A 16,174-nucleotide genomic window follows, 5' to 3' on the forward strand; every position below is an offset into this window, starting at 1 on the left:
CCGGGCTGACCCCAAAGCGTTCGCCAGCTTCGCGATGTGTTGCCCCGGCCTCCACGGCGGCCAGGACCCGGACCCTGAGATCGAGTGACAGCGCTTTCGACATGACTGCCGGCCTCCAAACCCGGCAGACAGTGTGAATCATTTTCTCGCTGATTTGGGAATCCCAAAAAGATTCATTCAGATAGGGTGCCGCTCTAAAGTCAAAATGCTCTAAGTGGCGGAGGGAACGGGGCTGGAGGCTAACTCTCTCGGTCATGAAGTGCGGAGCAGGCTGCATGATCGCGCAAGTTCGTGGTCAGGATGATCCATGCATAATGATCCTTACGAACCATCAAATTTCATAATCCGGCAATCCAAGTGCGCGTTCCAGTTCATGATGCAGTGGCAGTGGATCGTTGACCTGGCGTCCACCGCTGAGCACGATCCGGTCTGGCTGGTCACGGCTCAGGAGCGCGTTGAGGCTCCGGGCCGAGAAGATGATCAGATTGGCCGGAATGCCGGTCCCGATCCTGCCGAGGTCCGGGCGGCCGATGAGGTCGGCCGGCACCCGCGATGCCATGGCGATGCTCCCTGTCAGAGGTTCATCGGCCTGAAACACCCGGATGGCCTGTTTCAGCGTATCAAGCATGTCGTGATCGCCATAAGGAAACCAGGCATCGCGGCAATTGTCGCCACCAATGGCAAGGGGCAGTCCGGCGGCGCGAATCTCGTTGGCGGCGGTCACGCCGCGCCAGCGCGGGGTGCGGCCTCGCTGACGATCCATCAAATACATCATGGGCGTCGGCATCGAAACAAAAGCCAGATCTGCCTGCTTTGCAAGTGCGAGTGTCGTTTCAATGACTTCAGGCGGCTGCAGGGAGAGGTTCACGCAGTGGCCAAGCACCACACGTCCCGGGAAACCGCTGCGCAACCGCGCCTCAGCGATCCGCGGGATGGTGAAGGCTGAAAGATCGTCAGTCTGGTCGACGTGCAGATCGACATCCAGGTTCCGTTCCTTCGCCAAGGCAAACATGCGGTCAAGAGCATGATCAAGGGTGTCGTAAGTTCCGTTCTCGCCGCGCTCCAGCGTGTCCGTGACCCCGCCGAGAATCCCACCCTTGCTGGCTGTCAGGTCGGCCAGCGCGCGGGCTTCGCCGCCAATCCACGCCTCCATGGCGGCAATCGTCACGGCCTGCAGTGCGACCCGCCCATGCCATTTGCTGCGCAGGCGTTCGAAGACCTGGTAGCCACGCCGCGACATGGCCAGGGTCTCGCTGTCAACATGGGTACGGATTGCGGCAACGCCATGCACGTAGGCGCAGCCTATGCCGAACTCCATGCGGAGCGTCATGTCTTCTTCCGTCCAGTTCGGCCAATCCGCCGCGGTCTGCGAGAAGCCACCGTGGATCGTACCGTCCGCCCGCACCCGGGGAATCGCCTGACCGCAGTCCAGGTGCGTGTGCATGTCGATGAGAGCTGGCCACAGCTGCCGGCCATGGAGAGCTATGCGTGAGCAATCTCTGGGTCCCGTTCCGGCGGGAAACAGCCCGGCAACCTGACCCCGGTCGATGAGCACGTCCAGCAGCAGCGCGCCCTCGGAGTCGCGGACGGCGCCGGCGGGAGGGTTAAGAATTACCTCCGCCGGCACCCGCGCCGCTTCCATAACAAAGCGGCTGTTTGCCGGGATGGACAGTGGCGGCTCAGCCCGCATCAGCCTATCTCCGCCTAGCCTTCAGCTCCGGCCTCTCACCGCCCGATCAGAAGCCAGCCTTGATCTTTTCGAACTCGGCGACCTGCCTGTCGCGCAAAGCGACATCGAACGGAAGTTGCGGCAGCGTCGGCCCATCGATAGGGCCGAGGCCGGCGGCATCCAGGGTCTTCGGGTCGATCGCCTTCATGCCTTCCGCATTGGCGTGGCCGTAGCCAACGTTATTGACCAGCGCAGCGGCAGCTTCTTTCCTGATCCAGGAATTGACATAGTCATAGGCCTTTTCCTCGCTGCCCTTGCCGTTCTTGAGGTTGATCAGGCCGCAGAACCAGGTGGTGACGCCTTCTTTGGGCGTGCGCTGGTAACCGACCGGAAAATTTTCCTTTCGCAAAAGCGCCACGCCATCAGGCCACGACCATGCCACCAGCACCTCGCCCGATTTCATCAGCTGCACCAGCTCGCTTCCCGAACTTGTGTAGGCCCGTACGTGCGGATGCACCTTGCGCAACCAGTCCCTGGCGGCGTTGAACTGCTCCTCAGTCACCTGCGTCCAATCGGTGACGCCCGTCGCCAGATAGGCGAGCGCCCAGACATCGTCGGCCGCGTTCGGCAAGGTGATGCGGCCCGCATATTTGGGATCCGTGAAGACTTGCAGCGACGCAACATCCTCGGCCGGCACCTTCTCGGTGTTATAGGCGATGGCGGTGGCGCCCCAGTCCGCCGGAATGATCCAGACTCCCTGTTCATCCTTAATCACGCTGGACTTCAGGAATTCTGGCATAATGTTCTGGAATTCGGGGATTTTCGATACATCCCATGGTTCGATCAGATTGGCCGCGCGGTACTTCGGCACCATCATCGCACAGGGGTGAGAAACATCCGCGCCAACACCTGAGGTTGCCTTCTGGAACGTCTCGTCATCCGACGTGACGAAGGAATAGGTCGGCCGGTCGCCCCATTTTTCCTTGTAGGCGGCGTAAAGCCCCTCGATATCGAAGCCCGGCCAGTCCGTGACCACAAGCCCGGGATCATCCGCATGGGCCGGGACATGGGCTGGGACAACGAAGGCCAAGAGAAACGAACCGAACAGCAACCGTGTTAATTTCTTCATTTCAGGTCACTCCTGTTGCAAGCCAATGGGGACACAGACTGAAGCTATCGCAGACGGAACCCGCGATGGATCAGGGCATATTCGTTTCATCGCTTCCCGGAGCGCCACGCGCGACGAGCCGGTAAACATGGAAACGCTCCCGCTCAGAGAACGGACGTCCGGTCATATTAGTTAATCCGCTGCCGGCCTCCCGCAAGAAAATCGACGCCCACGCCGACGTTTTTATATTGGCTGACCGCGGCGCCGCCGTCCGGCGGGCGCGCCTTCTCCGCAAACAGGAGCCACTAGCAAAAAAGCGTCAGAGCGCCAGGGCTCCACGCCACCCGGGTGCGCGCACCCGCTTCCAGAACAGGCCTGCCGAAGGCATTGCGCACTGAAAGCCGGACTGGCTGGCTGGCGCCATCCAGCATCACATCATAATAGGTCAGGCCACCGTAATAGAGTACATCGACGACCGTGGCGTGCGCTTCCCGGTCTGCCGCCTTCTGGCCTTCAAGAAGTATGCTCAGAGTTTCTGGCCTGAAGCCTATGCTTGGCTGGCCGGTGGATAGCCCGCCGGCAACCTGACCCGTATCGAGCGTAACGCGGCCAAAGCCCTGCGCGTCGGCCTCAATCTTGCCGCCAGCCTCCGACGCAACTTGAGCGGCGACGAAGTTCATGGTGCCGACGAACTCAGCCACACGCCGGGAATTTGGCCGCCGGTAAAGCATCTCCGGGCTGTCCAACTGGGCAATCTCTCCGTCGAACATGACGGCGATCCTGTTTGACATGATCAAGGCCTCTTCCTGGTCGTGAGTTACCAGAACGAACGTGATGCCCACCTGCTTCTGAAGCCTGATCAGCTCAAGCTGCATCTGCTCGCGCATCTTCTTGTCGAGCGCTGACAGCGGCTCATCCAGCAACAAGACTTTTGGCTTCAGAACCAGCGCCCTCGCCAAGGCCACGCGCTGTCGCTGGCCGCCCGACAGCGCTTGCGTGCTTCGCCGCTCGAAATCCTTCAAGCCAACCATTTCGAGCGCTTCGGCGGCCAAACGCTGCTTTTCCGAGGCTGGGCGCGCGTCCCGCCGCAGCCCAAATGCGACATTCTGCATTACCGAGAGATGCGGGAAGATAGCGTAGCTCTGAAACACCATGTTGGCAGGCCGCAGATTTGGCGGAACCGCCGCCATGTCTTTTCCATCAATCAGGACCGCTCCCGATGAGATCGCTTCGAAACCGGCTATGGTGCGCAGCAACGTGGTCTTTCCGCAGCCCGATGGGCCGAGCAGCGAGAAGAATTCGCCTGGCCTGATAGCAGCGCTAATGCCGCGCAGAGCACGATAGTCTCCGTAGTTCTTGTGCACATCCCGGAGCTCGATCATGACTGGGTTGCCGCCGCTCAACGAATGCCTCCAGCTCCGGCGCCGCCAATCCTCGCAAGACCGCGCCGCCGGAGATATTCGGCAACGCCGATTAGCATGACAGAGAGCAACACCAGTATTGATCCGAGCGCCAGCATCGCCGGCACCTTCGCGGGGAACCGGAACTGGCCATAGATATAGGCTGCGAGCGGGGTATTCGTGCCGCCGAGGAAGTAGGCGATGACGAATTCGTCAAGCGAGATTGTGAAGCACATCAGCATCGACGAAACGATTCCCGGCATGACCAATGGCAGAGTGATCAGGCGGAACGCCGACGCCGGCGTCTCGCCGAGATCACGGGCGGCCTCCTCCAGCGACCTGTCAAGGGAGTTGAAGGCTGTCGAAAGAATTGCGGTCGAAAAAGGAATGCAGATCAGCACGTGCCCCACGACAATCGTCCAGAGCGACAGGTGAATTCCGGTCATCAACAGCACCACAAGGATCGACATGGCGATTATAATGTTGGGCAGCACCATCGGCAGCATGATCATACCGACGAGTCCACCCTTGAACGGGACACGGTAGCGCGTCGCGCCGCGAGCCGCCAAAGCACCAAGAACAGTGGCGATGACGGCCGTCGAGCCTGAAACCACGAGGGAGTTGCGCAGCGCCAAGAGCAGCTGATCATCTTCTAGCATCGTGGCAAACCAACGGCCGGTAAAACCGGACAGCGGAAACGCAATGACGCTCGAGTCGTTGAAGGCAAACACCGGCAGCAAGAGAATGGGCGCGTATAGAAATAGAAGATAGAGGACCGCATAGGCCCGCAGACCGCTCCAAGCCGTCATGCGCGGCCTCTCAGGAACTTGCGGTTGAGCGCCAGAACAGCGAGGCTGGCGAGGACGATGGCCGCCATTGCGACGACAGCGACGGCGGAGCCCATTCCTCTGTCATTCAGTTTGAGCATCTGAACTTCGATCAAGTTGGCAATCATGGGAAACTTGCCGCTGGCGATGAGGTCTGGCGTCACATAATCGCCGAAGGTAGGAATGAAGACGATCAGCGCCGCAACAATCACCCCCGGCATCGACAAGGGAAGGGTTACACGAAGAAAAGTTCCGGCTGCCGTCTCGCCAAGGTCCCGCCCGGCTTCAAGCAACGATCTGTCAATCTTCTCCAGGGCGACGAAGATCGGAAGAATGGCGAACGGCGCATAGGCATGTGCCAGCGTAACGATCATGGCCATGGTCGCATTGAGCATGAAGGACATCGGCTCGGACGTGATGCCCAGAACCTCGAGCGCCGAGGAGATGACGCCGCCATAGCCGGGAATGACCTTCCACAGGAAGACCCGTATGATGTAGCTCGTCCAGAACGGTATGGTGATCAGGAATAGCCAGAGCGGCTTTCGCGGGGCGCTGACGTGGAAGCTCACGAAATAAGCGATGGGATAGGCCACCGCGACCGTTACGGCCGTCACGGCGAAGGAAATGATCAGTGTCCGCAGCAGGATGGCGCGGTAGATCGGATCGGCGGCGATAGTGGCGTAGTTCCCGAGTGAAAGCGCGGCGCCAGCGCCTTCCGGCCCTGCGGCGAGCAGAGAGTAGGCGAAGATGGTGAACAGCGGCGCTGCCATCAGCGCCACGGCGTAGATGACGGCCGGGCTGATGAGGAATAGACCTTGCCGTGCGCCCTCCGTATCAGCGGAGTGCTGGCGGTAGGGCGCCCCCGTCATGGCCTGGCGCGGCTCATTCATGAAACGGCTCCGACCGTAACCATCCGGGATTGAAATTCATCGTGTCGCGGAGCACATCAATGAAGCCCGCCGCCCGGTGATCGATGAGGGCCCAGCCCTTCTCCGCCGTAGCCGCTGCGGCGTTGCCAGCTGCGCCTTGTTCGTTGAGATCGCCCATCTTCCAGCCGAATTGCACGGGCCCATGGCCGCGCAGTCTTGCGAATTCCCGCTCAAAAGACTGCTGGGCCGATATGAAGTTCTGCGCCACCGCCATGCGCACCAGATCAGGCCGGAGCGCCAGCATCATGGAAGTTTCTTCATCGCCCGCATGAATGCCGCAAGACATTTCTTCGACACTGAGAAGGCCAGGCGGAAACCCGAGGCGCGACCAGCTGGTGGCGAGGACGAGCATACGATGCGAAATGCGGAGCTCGCGCGCAACAATATCGATCACCGGTATGTTCCCGCCATGCGATGTGACGATGACAAGCTTGCGAATGCCCGCCCTGAACACGCTCTCGCCGATTTCGATCCAGCTCTTCACGGCCGTTTCCCAGGAAAGTGTCAACGTGCCAGCAAAATCGGCATGCTCGTTAGATTTGCCTATTGGTTGTACCGGCAGAAACACGGCTGGAAGTTCAGGCGGAAGCATGCCTGCTACCCGCCTGATCAATCCCTGAGCAATAGCGGCATCGGTGAAAAGCGGCAGGTGCGGTCCGTGCTGTTCGATAGCGGCGACGGGAAGCACGGCAATCCATTCGCGGTCGCTGCCGCCGGCGAAGTCGGCTGTTGTCAATTCCTCCCAGAAAACGCTTCTTTTCATCAGACCGTTTCCCGGAAGTCAGCTGCGGCCATCACTTCGACTTCCACGAGGAACTCGGGCCGAGAAAAGCCTGAGACGATCAACAGCGTCGAGGCTGGCGGCTCCTGCCGGTTACGAAAGAACGCGTCGCGCGCCGCCATGTAGTCGCCGAGATGACTGCGGTCGGTCACATAGGCTGTGAGCTTCACCACGGCACGGCGGTCCAAGCCGGCGGATTTGAGCACTGCCTCGGCATTTTCCAGGCATTGCGTTGTTTGCTCGAACACGGAGGCGGGCACCTGGCCGCTTGCGGATGTTGCGAGCTGTCCGGAGCACAGAACGAGCCGTTCTCCGGCGCCGATCTCCACGCCAGGCGAATAGCGCGCCAGTGGCGCGGCCGCATCAGTCGAGCGAAGGTATCTCATCGCGGAACGAACCGTCCTTCTTGATGCCCGGGAAGAGATAATATCCCGGCGCGTTGAAATCATAGTCCGGATTGTCCCAGGCAATCATCTTGCCTGGATTGAGAAGCCCCTTGGGGTCGACCATGCGCTTGAAGGCGAGTTGAACCTCGTCGGTCTGCTTCATACCGCCTTCTTCGAGCGTGTAGCGGTGAGGATTGAAGACTGGACAGCCATGCTCTTCATGGATTCGGACAATCTCATCGAGGCGCTCCTCCGTCGAGAAGCGCACCAGCGGCATGCCGTCACAGCTTACACGGCCCTCGAAGCGCATGTATTCGGCATGCCCGGGAACCTCCTCCCCGAATAGCGCCGACATTGCGGCGATTTTCTCCACGTGAACGGGGTTGGGGTAAAGCGTTTGGAGATAGGTGATCGAAGGGTCCAGCCGGATTGCCCGCAGCGTGGTGTGGTTCCAGGCCAGTTCATAGGCGGGAGGTAAAACGCGTTTTTCGCTTTCCGGAAGAATGTCGGAGCGGAAAGCGATCTTCATGCGCTCTTGCCGGCAGAGCGCTTCGAAAGCCGATACCGCATGATGCGCCACCATCGCCACGATGACGTGATCGCCGGGCGCGAGATATTTCTGATGCTTGAGAAAATAGCGGTGCGGCGTTGGCGCCTCGATCGTGCACAGCTGTTTCAGCAGCAAGCCGTCCTGGCGGGCCAGCACATCGGCAAACTGGTTCAACCGCAGCCAGCTATCGTGCGTCACAAGCGTGTCGATCCAGTCATAGGCAGCCGTCAGCGGCAGTTCGAGGCTGGTGATAATGCCATTCGTGCCATAGGCATGAATAACCTTGTGGAGGTCATAGCCCGTTAAAGCCAGAATGCGTGGACTAGCTTCCATGGTGACGACGCGGGCGCTGATGACGTTACCAAGATCGCGCAGGGTGCCCCAGCGGATAGAGCCGACCCCGCCCGAACCGCCGGCGATAAAGCCGCCGATAGTGGCATTGCGCGCCGTTGACGGATGCATGCGGAGTTCCTGGCCGGAGTGGGCCTGCGCCGCGCGGTCAATGTCATGGATGATGGCGCCCGCGTCGGCCGACACCACGCCGGCTTCGATCCCGCTGATACGGCTCATATTGCGAAGATCGAGCACGGCGCCGCCGGACAGGGGCATCGCCTGACCATAATTTCCAGTCCCGCCGCCGCGCGGCGTTACCGGAATATCCAGCCGGTAGCAGGCCGCAAGAACGTCGACGACTTCCGCCTCGCTGCGAGGGCTGATGACAATGTCGCCGGTGACGCCATCAAGCTGCCGTTTCAGAACCGGTGAGTACCAATAGAAGTCGCGGCTGCGCTGGGCAACGAGCCTTGGGTTGGTCTCGCAAGGGATCGAACCCAAAGCGGCGGTCAGTTCATCAATTCGTTTCATGTTTGGAGGGCTGCTGAAGAGGCATGACTCTGGTGGCCATCGGCGTGAAATGCACCGCCGCCCGGGCACGGCAGGCGGAAGTAGTTCTGCACAGTCTCTTGAAGCGAGAGCGCTGAATTGGCCACCGTCATGGTCCTTGCTGCGGGCCGGTTGTCGGCCGGTGAACCGTCAAGTTAGGGCCTTCCTTCGGTCTCCGGACAAAAGGAAAACGATGGCCTGGCGATCAAAATCCTTTTGCCAGTGCCGCATGGCCAGAACAGGCATGGCGCCGCCACCGTTCCATCTCATCTCACGCTTTCTTCAGGAGATGAGCGCTGAGCCGTTCACTTGCCCAGGTTGGCGGCAGTTCGCCGGGGCGCAAGTCATAACCCCAGCCGCTTGGAATATCGGCTTGAAAAGGCTCGACGATCAAGCCGCGCTGCAGATGGCTTTTCGCCAGCGAGGCGAGTATGGCGGCGCAGCCCATGCCTGCGACCGCCATTTCCAAGGCCACATTCGAGCTGTCAACTTTCAACCCCTGCACCAACGGCAAATCCGCAATGCCGTGATGGCGGGCAAAGGCCTCCCACAGCTCTTGCCGGTTCAGGATATGGATCAAGCCCTTGCGACGGACATCTGCTGGCGAAACCAACGCCTCAGCGCCGTTCAGAAAGTCGGGGTGGCAAACCATGGCAAGGCGTTCCTCGCCAAGGCTTTGACCGGCGAGCGGCTGGCTTTTATGGCGCGGCGCGATCCGCAGATCGACAACCTGCTCCGTCGTCTCGGACCATATCGTGGCATGAACGGTTATCTCGACCTCGGGGTATTGGTCTGAAAACGCGCGCAGGCGCTGGGGTAGCCAGTTCGTGGCGAGGCTGGAAGGGCAAGCGATGGCCACCTGCTTTCGGTGACGTACCGTCTGCAGCTGGCCAGTCGCCGAATCGATCTGCGACAGCGCCCTTTGCACGGCGGGGAGATAGGCGTTGCCTGCCTCGGTTAGCATCAGGGTCCGTGGTGCACGGTAAAAGAGCGGGCGCCCGATGAACTGCTCCAGCATCCTGACATGACCGGAGACCGCCGCCTGGGTCATGCGCAGTTCGTCGGCGGCGCGGGTGAAGCTCAGGTGCCGGGCCGACGCCTCGAAAGAACGGATGCAATTCAGGGGCGGAAGATATTTCATTGCGGCGCTCTTGACCGAATAACTCCGGAGACAGGGAAAGTAAGCCGAAAACCGGCACATCACACCCTGGCGTCAGCGCGTTTACCCATCTCCGTTGTTGCCATATTGCCTCGATTGACGGGGCTGGAGCAAGCGGCGCCTGAAAGCGCCTGTGACATTGCTAGAGGGGAATATGGGAGATGCGGGCCCGGACGCGGTCCAGGTAACGGCGGCGCGCCGCATCCGTTTGGCTTTCCATCTCATGCAGACCCATCCAGAAGGTCTTGGTGCGTGGCGCCGTGCAATACCGCAGTCCACTGAGGATTATCTTGCGGCCTGGCGCGCCGATGAGAAGGGGCCAGAACCACCATGGCGCCCCGAATGTGGTGATGACGCCGATCAGCCTGATATTGAGCAAAGCGGGCCGCATCGGCTTGTCACGCGTCCGCAAGGTGAAGCCGATGCCAGGCCGCCATACCCGGTCGATCCAGCCTTTGAGGATGGCTGGTTGCGCATACCACCACGTTGGATACACGAAGATCAGCCCTTCGGCCCATTGTAGCGCCTCAACATGACGTGCAAGGTCAGCCGGGATCTGGCTCTCTTCCGTATATCCACGGCGCCCATCGGCGCTCATGACCGGGTTGAAGCGCTCGGCATGAAGGTCGATGCTCCGAACGTCATGGCCCTTGATCCGCGCGGCTTCAATCAACGCCTGAAGCAGAGCCGAATTGAAGCTTTCAGGGACAGGATGGGCATGAATAAGGAGAAGACGGATCTTAGAAAACTGAAGACCCTTATCGGCGTGGTAAATACTACGGGGTGAGATGAGATGGTATTCGCCTGACGATCTGGCTTATCGGCAGGGCGCGCGGACCGCAAGAGTGAAGCGCGCCCGGACCGGCGCGGCCATGCCGCTCCGATGTGGGTTCTGGATGGAGTTGCGGCTTCAGCCCTGAAGCTCGACAGAGAGCAACATGATCAAGGACCAGAAGATGGCGCGCCCCAAGCCTTTCTTGCTCGCGCTTGCCTCCGAACTTTCAAACGCCTCCAAAAGCCTGCAAGCTGACGGGACAGTCCCGGCAGCAACTCCATGAAATCAGGCGGAGCATCCAGACCCATGGTCAGGAAAACCTCGCGCCGGCCATCACTGTTGACGCCTGTGGCGATGATGTCGGCAACCGAGGCCACACGGCCGCCGCGCCGCACCTTCAGGTATGTGGCGTCAATCCACAGATAGGGCCGTTCGAAGAAGGCCTTCACCTTGCCGTCGATCTTCTCGCACAGCCGCGCTCCCCCGGCCTCCGCCGCAGCAGGATCTGGCTTTTGGAGATGCCGCTCATGCCCACGGTCTTGACCAGACCGCCGGCCGGGCGGGTCGATGTCCCCGGCACCTTCGGGTCAAGCCCGAGGGCAGGCTTCCGCTTCAGGGATCACGGCGGTGAGCGCCTTCTCGGCCATCCAGCGGGGTTTAGGAAAGCCCCCGACAAAGCTTTCATTGCAGCCTTCAACAGCAAGCTCCAAAGTGAGTGCCGGAATGCACGTGGATTGATGAGCCTTGACAGCGAGCGCTGAGAGATGAGGATTTCAGCGGATACCATAAGAAGCAAGGACCCCGCAGCGGCATCGGCCAAATACCCCAATTCAGATGCATCACGCCGGTGATGCACGCAGCTTCCTTCTGGCGAAAGAGGCCGAGACCACGAGCCTCAGGCGATCCAGCATCTGGCGTGGCGAAGGGGGCTCAGACCGTAAAGTCAAAAGTACCTTGCGCGTACTGGCCTGGACCAGGGAGGCGACACCGTGAGCTTGGTGCGCTGCACAGTAGACGTCTTGTGGGCGCTTATCTGACATGTTACATGTCGGCATGCAAAGCCGGAAAATAAGTGTGAACACCATAAACCTGGGAGGAACCAATGAAGAAAGCGCTCATGATCTCGGCGGCCCTGATCGGGCTCTGGTCGGCCTCGGCGCAGGCGCAAACCTGCAATGACGCCGACAGGATTCCGATAACCTGGTCGACCATCGCCGGTTTCTATACCGACGCGATGTCGGCGCTCGTGGAAGGCTTCGAAAAGACCCACTGCGCCAAGGTCACGGTCGTCAATATTGACAATTCGCAACTCTATAACAAACAGGTCATCGAAATGGTCGGCCAGACAGGCGCCTATGACGTGGTGACCCTCGAAACGGCTGAGAAAGCCGAGTTCGCGGAGAACGGCTTCATCCTTCCCATGACCGACTACTTCAAGGACAAGCCCGAGGCACTGAACGATGTAGCGCCGGCTCTGCGAGCCATGACAGTCACCTATAAGGGCGATATTTGGGGTCTCCCCTACTACACCTACACCGCGGGAATGTTCTTCCGGGCCGATCTGTTTGAGGACGAAGGCGAGAGGGCTGCATTCAAGGCCAAGTATGGATATGACCTTGGCATTCCAAAGGACTGGAAGCAGCACAGGGACATCGCTGAGTTCTTCACCCGCAAGAAGGGTGACAAACTCAAGGGTCAAGTGCTCGAAAAGGACTTCTATGGCGTCGGTCTGATGGCGGGACCGTTTCCGGAAATCCAGGATGAGCTCTCCGCTCCGCTGTGGGGCATGGGTTCCGACTGGCTGACGGCTGACGGAAAGGTGCCAGTCGCGGACGTGGAAAAGGTCCTCTCGGACTATCTGGAACTCCTCAAATTCGCGCCGCCAGCCGCGCTCACCGTTACCTATGACGGCGTGATGAACCAGATGAAAGACGGTCAGATCGCCATGACCCATGGCTTCTTCCTGGATCAGTGGCCAAATGCCGCTTCCACAGAAGTCTCCGTGCCTGGCGCGAAGATGGGGGCCTCGGTTGCTCCCGGCGGGAAGGCCTATATTGGCGGCTTTCTGCTTGCGGTCTCCGCCGGCTCAAAGAACCCCGATATGGCCAAGGATTTCGTGGCATACATAGGCGGGCATGATGCGCAGATGGATTTCGCCAAGGCGGGCGGCACATCCACGCTTACCAGCGTTCTCACCGACCCTTCATTCGCAACGCCGGAGATGCGCTCCAAAACAGGGCATTTTGCGACGCTCGTCGACATTCTGAAGAGCGCGGAAGGCTTCAACTCCAACCTCTTTGCCACGCCGTTCGGCGCGAAGATCTATAATACCATGCAGATTCCGCTTCAGGCGGCCGCGGCGGGACAGATCACCGCAAAACAGGCGGCCGAACAGCTGGCCGCGGATGTCGAGAAAATCTGCGGCGGGCCTTGCCCGATCAACAAGTAGCTCCCCTTGCCCCAGTGGTTGGCGCCATGGCTTTGTGCCATGGTGCCTATCCTGACCGCCGCCAGGCGGCCTGTGCCGCTGTTTGTCCACCGCGCCGGGAAAGCAGATGAAGAAACAAAACTCAGGCCTGAGCGATCGCTGGTTTTCGATCCTTCTCATCGCGCCCGCCATGGCGATTATCCTCATCTTCGCCCTGCTTCCCCTGGCCTATGCCATCGATGTATCGTTTCGCCTCGCGGATCTCACCCGTGGCGGAGTCAAGAACTTCGTCGGCCTCGAGAACTACCGCACGGTTCTGCACGATAAAGCGTTTTGGGATTCAACCTGGATTACGGTGAAATTCACCGCCGCCGCAGTTAGCCTGCAAATGATCCTCGGAATCAGCATTGCCTTTCTGATCCATGGCGCCACTGCCGGGAAGGGTGTGATCCGGAGCCTCATGATCCTGCCGCTTGCAACATCCGCCGCGGTGACAGGACTCTTTTGGCGCTATCTCTACGACACGCAGTTTGGACTGATTAACTATTTCCTCTCTCTGATGGGTTTGCCACAACCCAACTGGCTGGGAGACATCAGTATCGCGCTTTGGTCCGTTGTGCTTTTCGACGTGTGGCAATGGACGCCTTTTGTCGCCCTTATTGCTCTCGCAGGGCTTCAATCCCTGCCCAAAGAGCCGTTCGAGGCGGCGGAACTGGACGGCGCCTCAACATGGCGCGTGCTCCGTGTCTTGACCTTTCCGATGCTGAAGCCAGTCCTGTTTTTGGTCGTCGTGCTTCGAACCATAGACTGCATGCGGCTCTACGACGCTGTTGCCGTGTTGACGCGCGGCGGGCCGGGAACAGCCACGGAAACGATGACCTTCTATCTCTACCGGACGGGACTCAAGCTGTTCAGGATGGACTATGCATCGACAATGGCGATCTTCTTTCTCTATGCCATGCTGGTGGCGAGCCTATTCGCGCTGAAGCCGCTCCTCCGGCAGTTCAGCGCGCGAGCTGGGGAGGCATAGCCCACGCCATGACCTACAAGGTTCAAAAACCCACGGCAGCGGCGCAATTCCTCCGCTACGGCCTGATCGTGATCGTTCTCGGAATGATTGTGTTTCCGATATTCTGGATGGTGGTGACGTCACTCAAGCCGGTGGAGGACATCATGGTCTCGCCACCCCGCTTCCTGTTCACGCCAACCCTCGAGAACTATGCGCACGCGATCTATGAAAAGCACTTTCTATTCTACATCAAGAATACCCTGATCGTCTCGGTGATCTCCACGGCCATTGTTACTGTGGTGGGTTCGCTCGCCGCCTATAGTTTCGCCCGTTACAACGTTGGCGATGGCCATGTGCTGTTCTTCATCCTCTCCACCAAAATGTTCCCGGCAATCGCTGTGATCATTCCGTATTTCCTCATCTTCCGCGATGTTGGCCGGACAGACATTGGCAAATTTCTGCATCTGGGACTGGACCAGTATGGTGCGCTGATCATTTCCTATACGGTCTTTAATCTGCCTTTCGCAATCTGGCTTCTGGTTTCCTTCTTTCAGGACATTCCGCGCGAATTGGAGCATTCGGCCCGGCTCGATGGGCTGACGCGGCTCAAGGTGCTTCGCAAGGTCGTTATTCCCCTTGCGGCGCCAGGCATCGCGGTTACCGCCGTCTTCACGCTTATCTTCTGCTGGAATGAGTTCTTGTTCGCCTACATCCTGACACGCAAGGACGTGAGTACCGTGACCGTCGGCGTGGAATCCTTTTTCACCCTGCAGGGCATTCTTTGGGGGCCTGTCGCCGCCGCCGCCACCATCAGCGTCCTGCCGATGATTGTATTCGTCTTGGTCATGCAGCGCTACATGGTGCGCGGCCTGACATTTGGCGCGGTGAGGGGCTAGAGATGAACTTCAGCCAGGCATGGGACGCGGGCTTCCGTTCGGTTCTCATCTTCGCGGGGATGGTGTTCGCCTGGCTCGGGCTTGTTGAACCACTCTTCGCATCGCGTGATTTGTCCGTGCTGCTGATGCTCCTCGCGGCAGTGGCGGCTGCCGCAATCTTCTTTGCGCTGGCTTGGCGCCGTTGCAGCCACGAGCGCAGACGGGCCGATGCGGACATTGCGGCTCTCCTGTCGGGAGATGGATCATGAGTTTCGCGCTCAGGGCGGTCACCAAGCGTTATGGCTTAAGGACGCTCGCGTTGCGCGAGGTTACCCTCGATGTCCGCGACCAGGAATTCATGGTTCTCTATGGCCCGGCGGGCGCGGGCAAGAGCACGATGCTCAATATCTTCGCTGGCATAACCAAGCCCACGGCAGGCGATGTGCTTCAGGACGGAGTGTCGGTTCTGGGGGTGCCGCCCGAGCGGCGGAACGCAGCCATGGCCTTCGAGAACTATGCGCTTTATTCGCATCTCTCGGTCTTTGAGAATCTGGCTTTCCCATTACGCGCCCGGGGCATGGGCGAGACGGAAATCAAGTCCAGGGTGCACAAGATGGCCGAGATTCTTGGTATCGGTCACGTGCTGGACCGCCGCCCTGGTTTCCTGTCTGGCGGACAGAAGCAGCGTGTCGCCCTGGGGCGCGCCATCATACGGCCTGCCGGCATCTATCTCCTCGATGAACCAATCGGTCATCTCGATGCCAAGCTCCGTCATCGGATGCGGGCTGAACTCAAGGCGCTGGCGCAGGATATGAAGTCGACCGTCGTTTTCACAACAACCTCCTCCCGCGAGGCGCTCGCCCTCGCGGACCGTATGGCCGTCATCAACAACGGCCGTATCCAACAGACCGGAACGCCGGAAGAAATCTACCGTCAACCCGCCAATGCGTTCGTGGCCACTTTTGTCGGCGATCCGCCGATGAGCCTGATCAAGGCCCGTGTACAGATGGCTGGCGGGGCGCCGATGCTGGTGACGCCGTCAGGTCATGTCCTGGGGGAGGCGCCGGGCGCGCTTGCCACCGGCGGCGGCGATCAGTGGAACTTACGCATTGGCGTGCGTTCAAATGAGATCAGACTGGTCGCGCCGGAGGGAACGGGCGTCATTCCAGGGCGTGTGGCCAGCGTCGAACATCTGGGTTACGCCGACATTGCAGTCGTTGACGTCGATGGCGATGCCGTTTCGATCACGACCCGTTCCGACCAGCGGCTAAGGCATGGAGAACTGGTCGGCTTGTCGTTCGCATCAAGCGCGTTGCATATCTTTGATGGCGATCGCGCCGTTCATCACGCCGCGGCAGGGCCTTAGAACATGGCGTCGATAAGAGCCGAGAACCTG

At 59.9% G+C, this 16,174-nt stretch carries 15 protein-coding genes and 2 pseudogenes; 5 read left to right on the forward strand and 12 right to left on the reverse strand.

What is annotated here, in order from left to right:
* The 12 genes and pseudogenes from ACKOED_RS01385 to ACKOED_RS01440 form a co-directional block, all read right to left on the reverse strand.
* Positions 1 to 103: pseudogene (locus ACKOED_RS01385) on the reverse strand (IS630 family transposase); the annotation flags it as partial.
* Between the two features lie 228 nt (positions 104 to 331).
* Positions 332 to 1,690: a cytosine deaminase gene (locus ACKOED_RS01390; RefSeq protein ID WP_408914783.1), complete on the reverse strand. Its 1,359-nt coding sequence runs from the start codon at positions 1,688 to 1,690 to the stop codon at positions 332 to 334.
* Between the two features lie 46 nt (positions 1,691 to 1,736).
* Positions 1,737 to 2,798: a PotD/PotF family extracellular solute-binding protein gene (locus ACKOED_RS01395; RefSeq protein WP_408914784.1), complete on the reverse strand. Its 1,062-nt coding sequence runs from the start codon at positions 2,796 to 2,798 to the stop codon at positions 1,737 to 1,739.
* A 284-nt stretch (positions 2,799 to 3,082) separates the two neighbouring features.
* A complete protein-coding gene (locus tag ACKOED_RS01400) occupies positions 3,083 to 4,180 on the reverse strand; it encodes an ABC transporter ATP-binding protein (protein WP_408914785.1) in 1,098 nt (365 codons plus the stop codon).
* A complete protein-coding gene (locus tag ACKOED_RS01405; protein WP_408914786.1) occupies positions 4,177 to 4,986 on the reverse strand; it encodes an ABC transporter permease in 810 nt (269 codons plus the stop codon). The genes ACKOED_RS01400 and ACKOED_RS01405 overlap by 4 nt, the downstream gene beginning before the upstream one ends.
* On the reverse strand, positions 4,983 to 5,894 hold the full coding sequence (locus ACKOED_RS01410) for an ABC transporter permease (protein ID WP_408914787.1): 912 nt from the start codon (positions 5,892 to 5,894) through the stop codon (positions 4,983 to 4,985). The genes ACKOED_RS01405 and ACKOED_RS01410 overlap by 4 nt, the downstream gene beginning before the upstream one ends.
* The gene (locus ACKOED_RS01415; protein WP_408914788.1) at positions 5,887 to 6,696 is read right to left on the reverse strand and encodes a creatininase family protein; all 810 of its coding nucleotides are present in this window, start codon (positions 6,694 to 6,696) and stop codon (positions 5,887 to 5,889) included. Before ACKOED_RS01415 ends, ACKOED_RS01410 begins: the two co-directional genes overlap by 8 nt.
* Positions 6,696 to 7,100 carry a RidA family protein gene (locus tag ACKOED_RS01420; RefSeq protein ID WP_408914789.1) on the reverse strand — a complete coding sequence of 135 codons (405 nt, stop codon included), beginning with the start codon at positions 7,098 to 7,100 and terminating at the stop codon, positions 6,696 to 6,698. Before ACKOED_RS01420 ends, ACKOED_RS01415 begins: the two co-directional genes overlap by 1 nt.
* The gene (locus ACKOED_RS01425; RefSeq protein ID WP_408914790.1) at positions 7,078 to 8,514 is read right to left on the reverse strand and encodes an FAD-binding oxidoreductase; all 1,437 of its coding nucleotides are present in this window, start codon (positions 8,512 to 8,514) and stop codon (positions 7,078 to 7,080) included. The genes ACKOED_RS01420 and ACKOED_RS01425 overlap by 23 nt, the downstream gene beginning before the upstream one ends.
* A 289-nt stretch (positions 8,515 to 8,803) precedes the next feature.
* The gene (locus ACKOED_RS01430; protein WP_408914791.1) at positions 8,804 to 9,673 is read right to left on the reverse strand and encodes a LysR substrate-binding domain-containing protein; all 870 of its coding nucleotides are present in this window, start codon (positions 9,671 to 9,673) and stop codon (positions 8,804 to 8,806) included.
* A 160-nt stretch (positions 9,674 to 9,833) separates the two neighbouring features.
* A complete protein-coding gene (locus ACKOED_RS01435) occupies positions 9,834 to 10,481 on the reverse strand; it encodes an NAD(P)H-dependent oxidoreductase (RefSeq protein ID WP_408914815.1) in 648 nt (215 codons plus the stop codon).
* Between the two features lie 302 nt (positions 10,482 to 10,783).
* A pseudogene (locus ACKOED_RS01440) lies at positions 10,784 to 11,146 on the reverse strand (transposase); the annotation flags it as partial.
* A 422-nt stretch (positions 11,147 to 11,568) separates the two neighbouring features.
* On the opposite strand from ACKOED_RS01440, the gene ACKOED_RS01445 reads away from it, so the two are divergent.
* From ACKOED_RS01445 to ACKOED_RS01465, 5 genes are all read left to right on the forward strand, one after another.
* Positions 11,569 to 12,915: an ABC transporter substrate-binding protein gene (locus ACKOED_RS01445; protein WP_408914792.1), complete on the forward strand. Its 1,347-nt coding sequence runs from the start codon at positions 11,569 to 11,571 to the stop codon at positions 12,913 to 12,915.
* 106 nt (positions 12,916 to 13,021) lie between these two features.
* Positions 13,022 to 13,924, forward strand: coding sequence for a carbohydrate ABC transporter permease (locus ACKOED_RS01450; protein ID WP_408914793.1), 903 nt, complete (start codon positions 13,022 to 13,024; stop codon positions 13,922 to 13,924).
* Positions 13,925 to 13,932: 8 nt separating this feature from the next.
* Positions 13,933 to 14,799: a carbohydrate ABC transporter permease gene (locus tag ACKOED_RS01455; RefSeq protein WP_408914794.1), complete on the forward strand. Its 867-nt coding sequence runs from the start codon at positions 13,933 to 13,935 to the stop codon at positions 14,797 to 14,799.
* Positions 14,800 to 14,801: 2 nt separating this feature from the next.
* On the forward strand, positions 14,802 to 15,047 hold the full coding sequence (locus ACKOED_RS01460) for a hypothetical protein (RefSeq protein WP_408914795.1): 246 nt from the start codon (positions 14,802 to 14,804) through the stop codon (positions 15,045 to 15,047).
* Positions 15,044 to 16,144: an ABC transporter ATP-binding protein gene (locus ACKOED_RS01465; RefSeq protein WP_408914796.1), complete on the forward strand. Its 1,101-nt coding sequence runs from the start codon at positions 15,044 to 15,046 to the stop codon at positions 16,142 to 16,144. Before ACKOED_RS01460 ends, ACKOED_RS01465 begins: the two co-directional genes overlap by 4 nt.
* Positions 16,145 to 16,174 lie beyond the last annotated feature (30 nt).

The organism is Aestuariivirga sp. (genome assembly GCF_046093005.1).
Classification (GTDB): Bacteria; Pseudomonadota; Alphaproteobacteria; order Rhizobiales; family Aestuariivirgaceae; genus Aestuariivirga.

Bases quoted from the DNA above. Each gene is read 5' to 3' on its own strand.
- ACKOED_RS01405 (WP_408914786.1), bottom strand. From the start codon at position 4,986: ATGACGGCTTGGAGCGGTCTGCGGGCCTATGCGGTCCTCTATCTTCTA.
- ACKOED_RS01460 (WP_408914795.1), top strand. From the start codon at position 14,802: ATGAACTTCAGCCAGGCATGGGACGCGGGCTTCCGTTCGGTTCTCATC.
- ACKOED_RS01455 (WP_408914794.1), top strand. From the start codon at position 13,933: ATGACCTACAAGGTTCAAAAACCCACGGCAGCGGCGCAATTCCTCCGC.
- ACKOED_RS01415 (WP_408914788.1), bottom strand. From the start codon at position 6,696: ATGAAAAGAAGCGTTTTCTGGGAGGAATTGACAACAGCCGACTTCGCC.
- ACKOED_RS01465 (WP_408914796.1), top strand. From the start codon at position 15,044: ATGAGTTTCGCGCTCAGGGCGGTCACCAAGCGTTATGGCTTAAGGACG.
- ACKOED_RS01425 (WP_408914790.1), bottom strand. From the start codon at position 8,514: ATGAAACGAATTGATGAACTGACCGCCGCTTTGGGTTCGATCCCTTGC.
- ACKOED_RS01410 (WP_408914787.1), bottom strand. From the start codon at position 5,894: ATGAATGAGCCGCGCCAGGCCATGACGGGGGCGCCCTACCGCCAGCAC.
- ACKOED_RS01445 (WP_408914792.1), top strand. From the start codon at position 11,569: ATGAAGAAAGCGCTCATGATCTCGGCGGCCCTGATCGGGCTCTGGTCG.
- ACKOED_RS01450 (WP_408914793.1), top strand. From the start codon at position 13,022: ATGAAGAAACAAAACTCAGGCCTGAGCGATCGCTGGTTTTCGATCCTT.
- ACKOED_RS01395 (WP_408914784.1), bottom strand. From the start codon at position 2,798: ATGAAGAAATTAACACGGTTGCTGTTCGGTTCGTTTCTCTTGGCCTTC.
- ACKOED_RS01420 (WP_408914789.1), bottom strand. From the start codon at position 7,100: ATGAGATACCTTCGCTCGACTGATGCGGCCGCGCCACTGGCGCGCTAT.
- ACKOED_RS01430 (WP_408914791.1), bottom strand. From the start codon at position 9,673: ATGAAATATCTTCCGCCCCTGAATTGCATCCGTTCTTTCGAGGCGTCG.
- ACKOED_RS01390 (WP_408914783.1), bottom strand. From the start codon at position 1,690: ATGCGGGCTGAGCCGCCACTGTCCATCCCGGCAAACAGCCGCTTTGTT.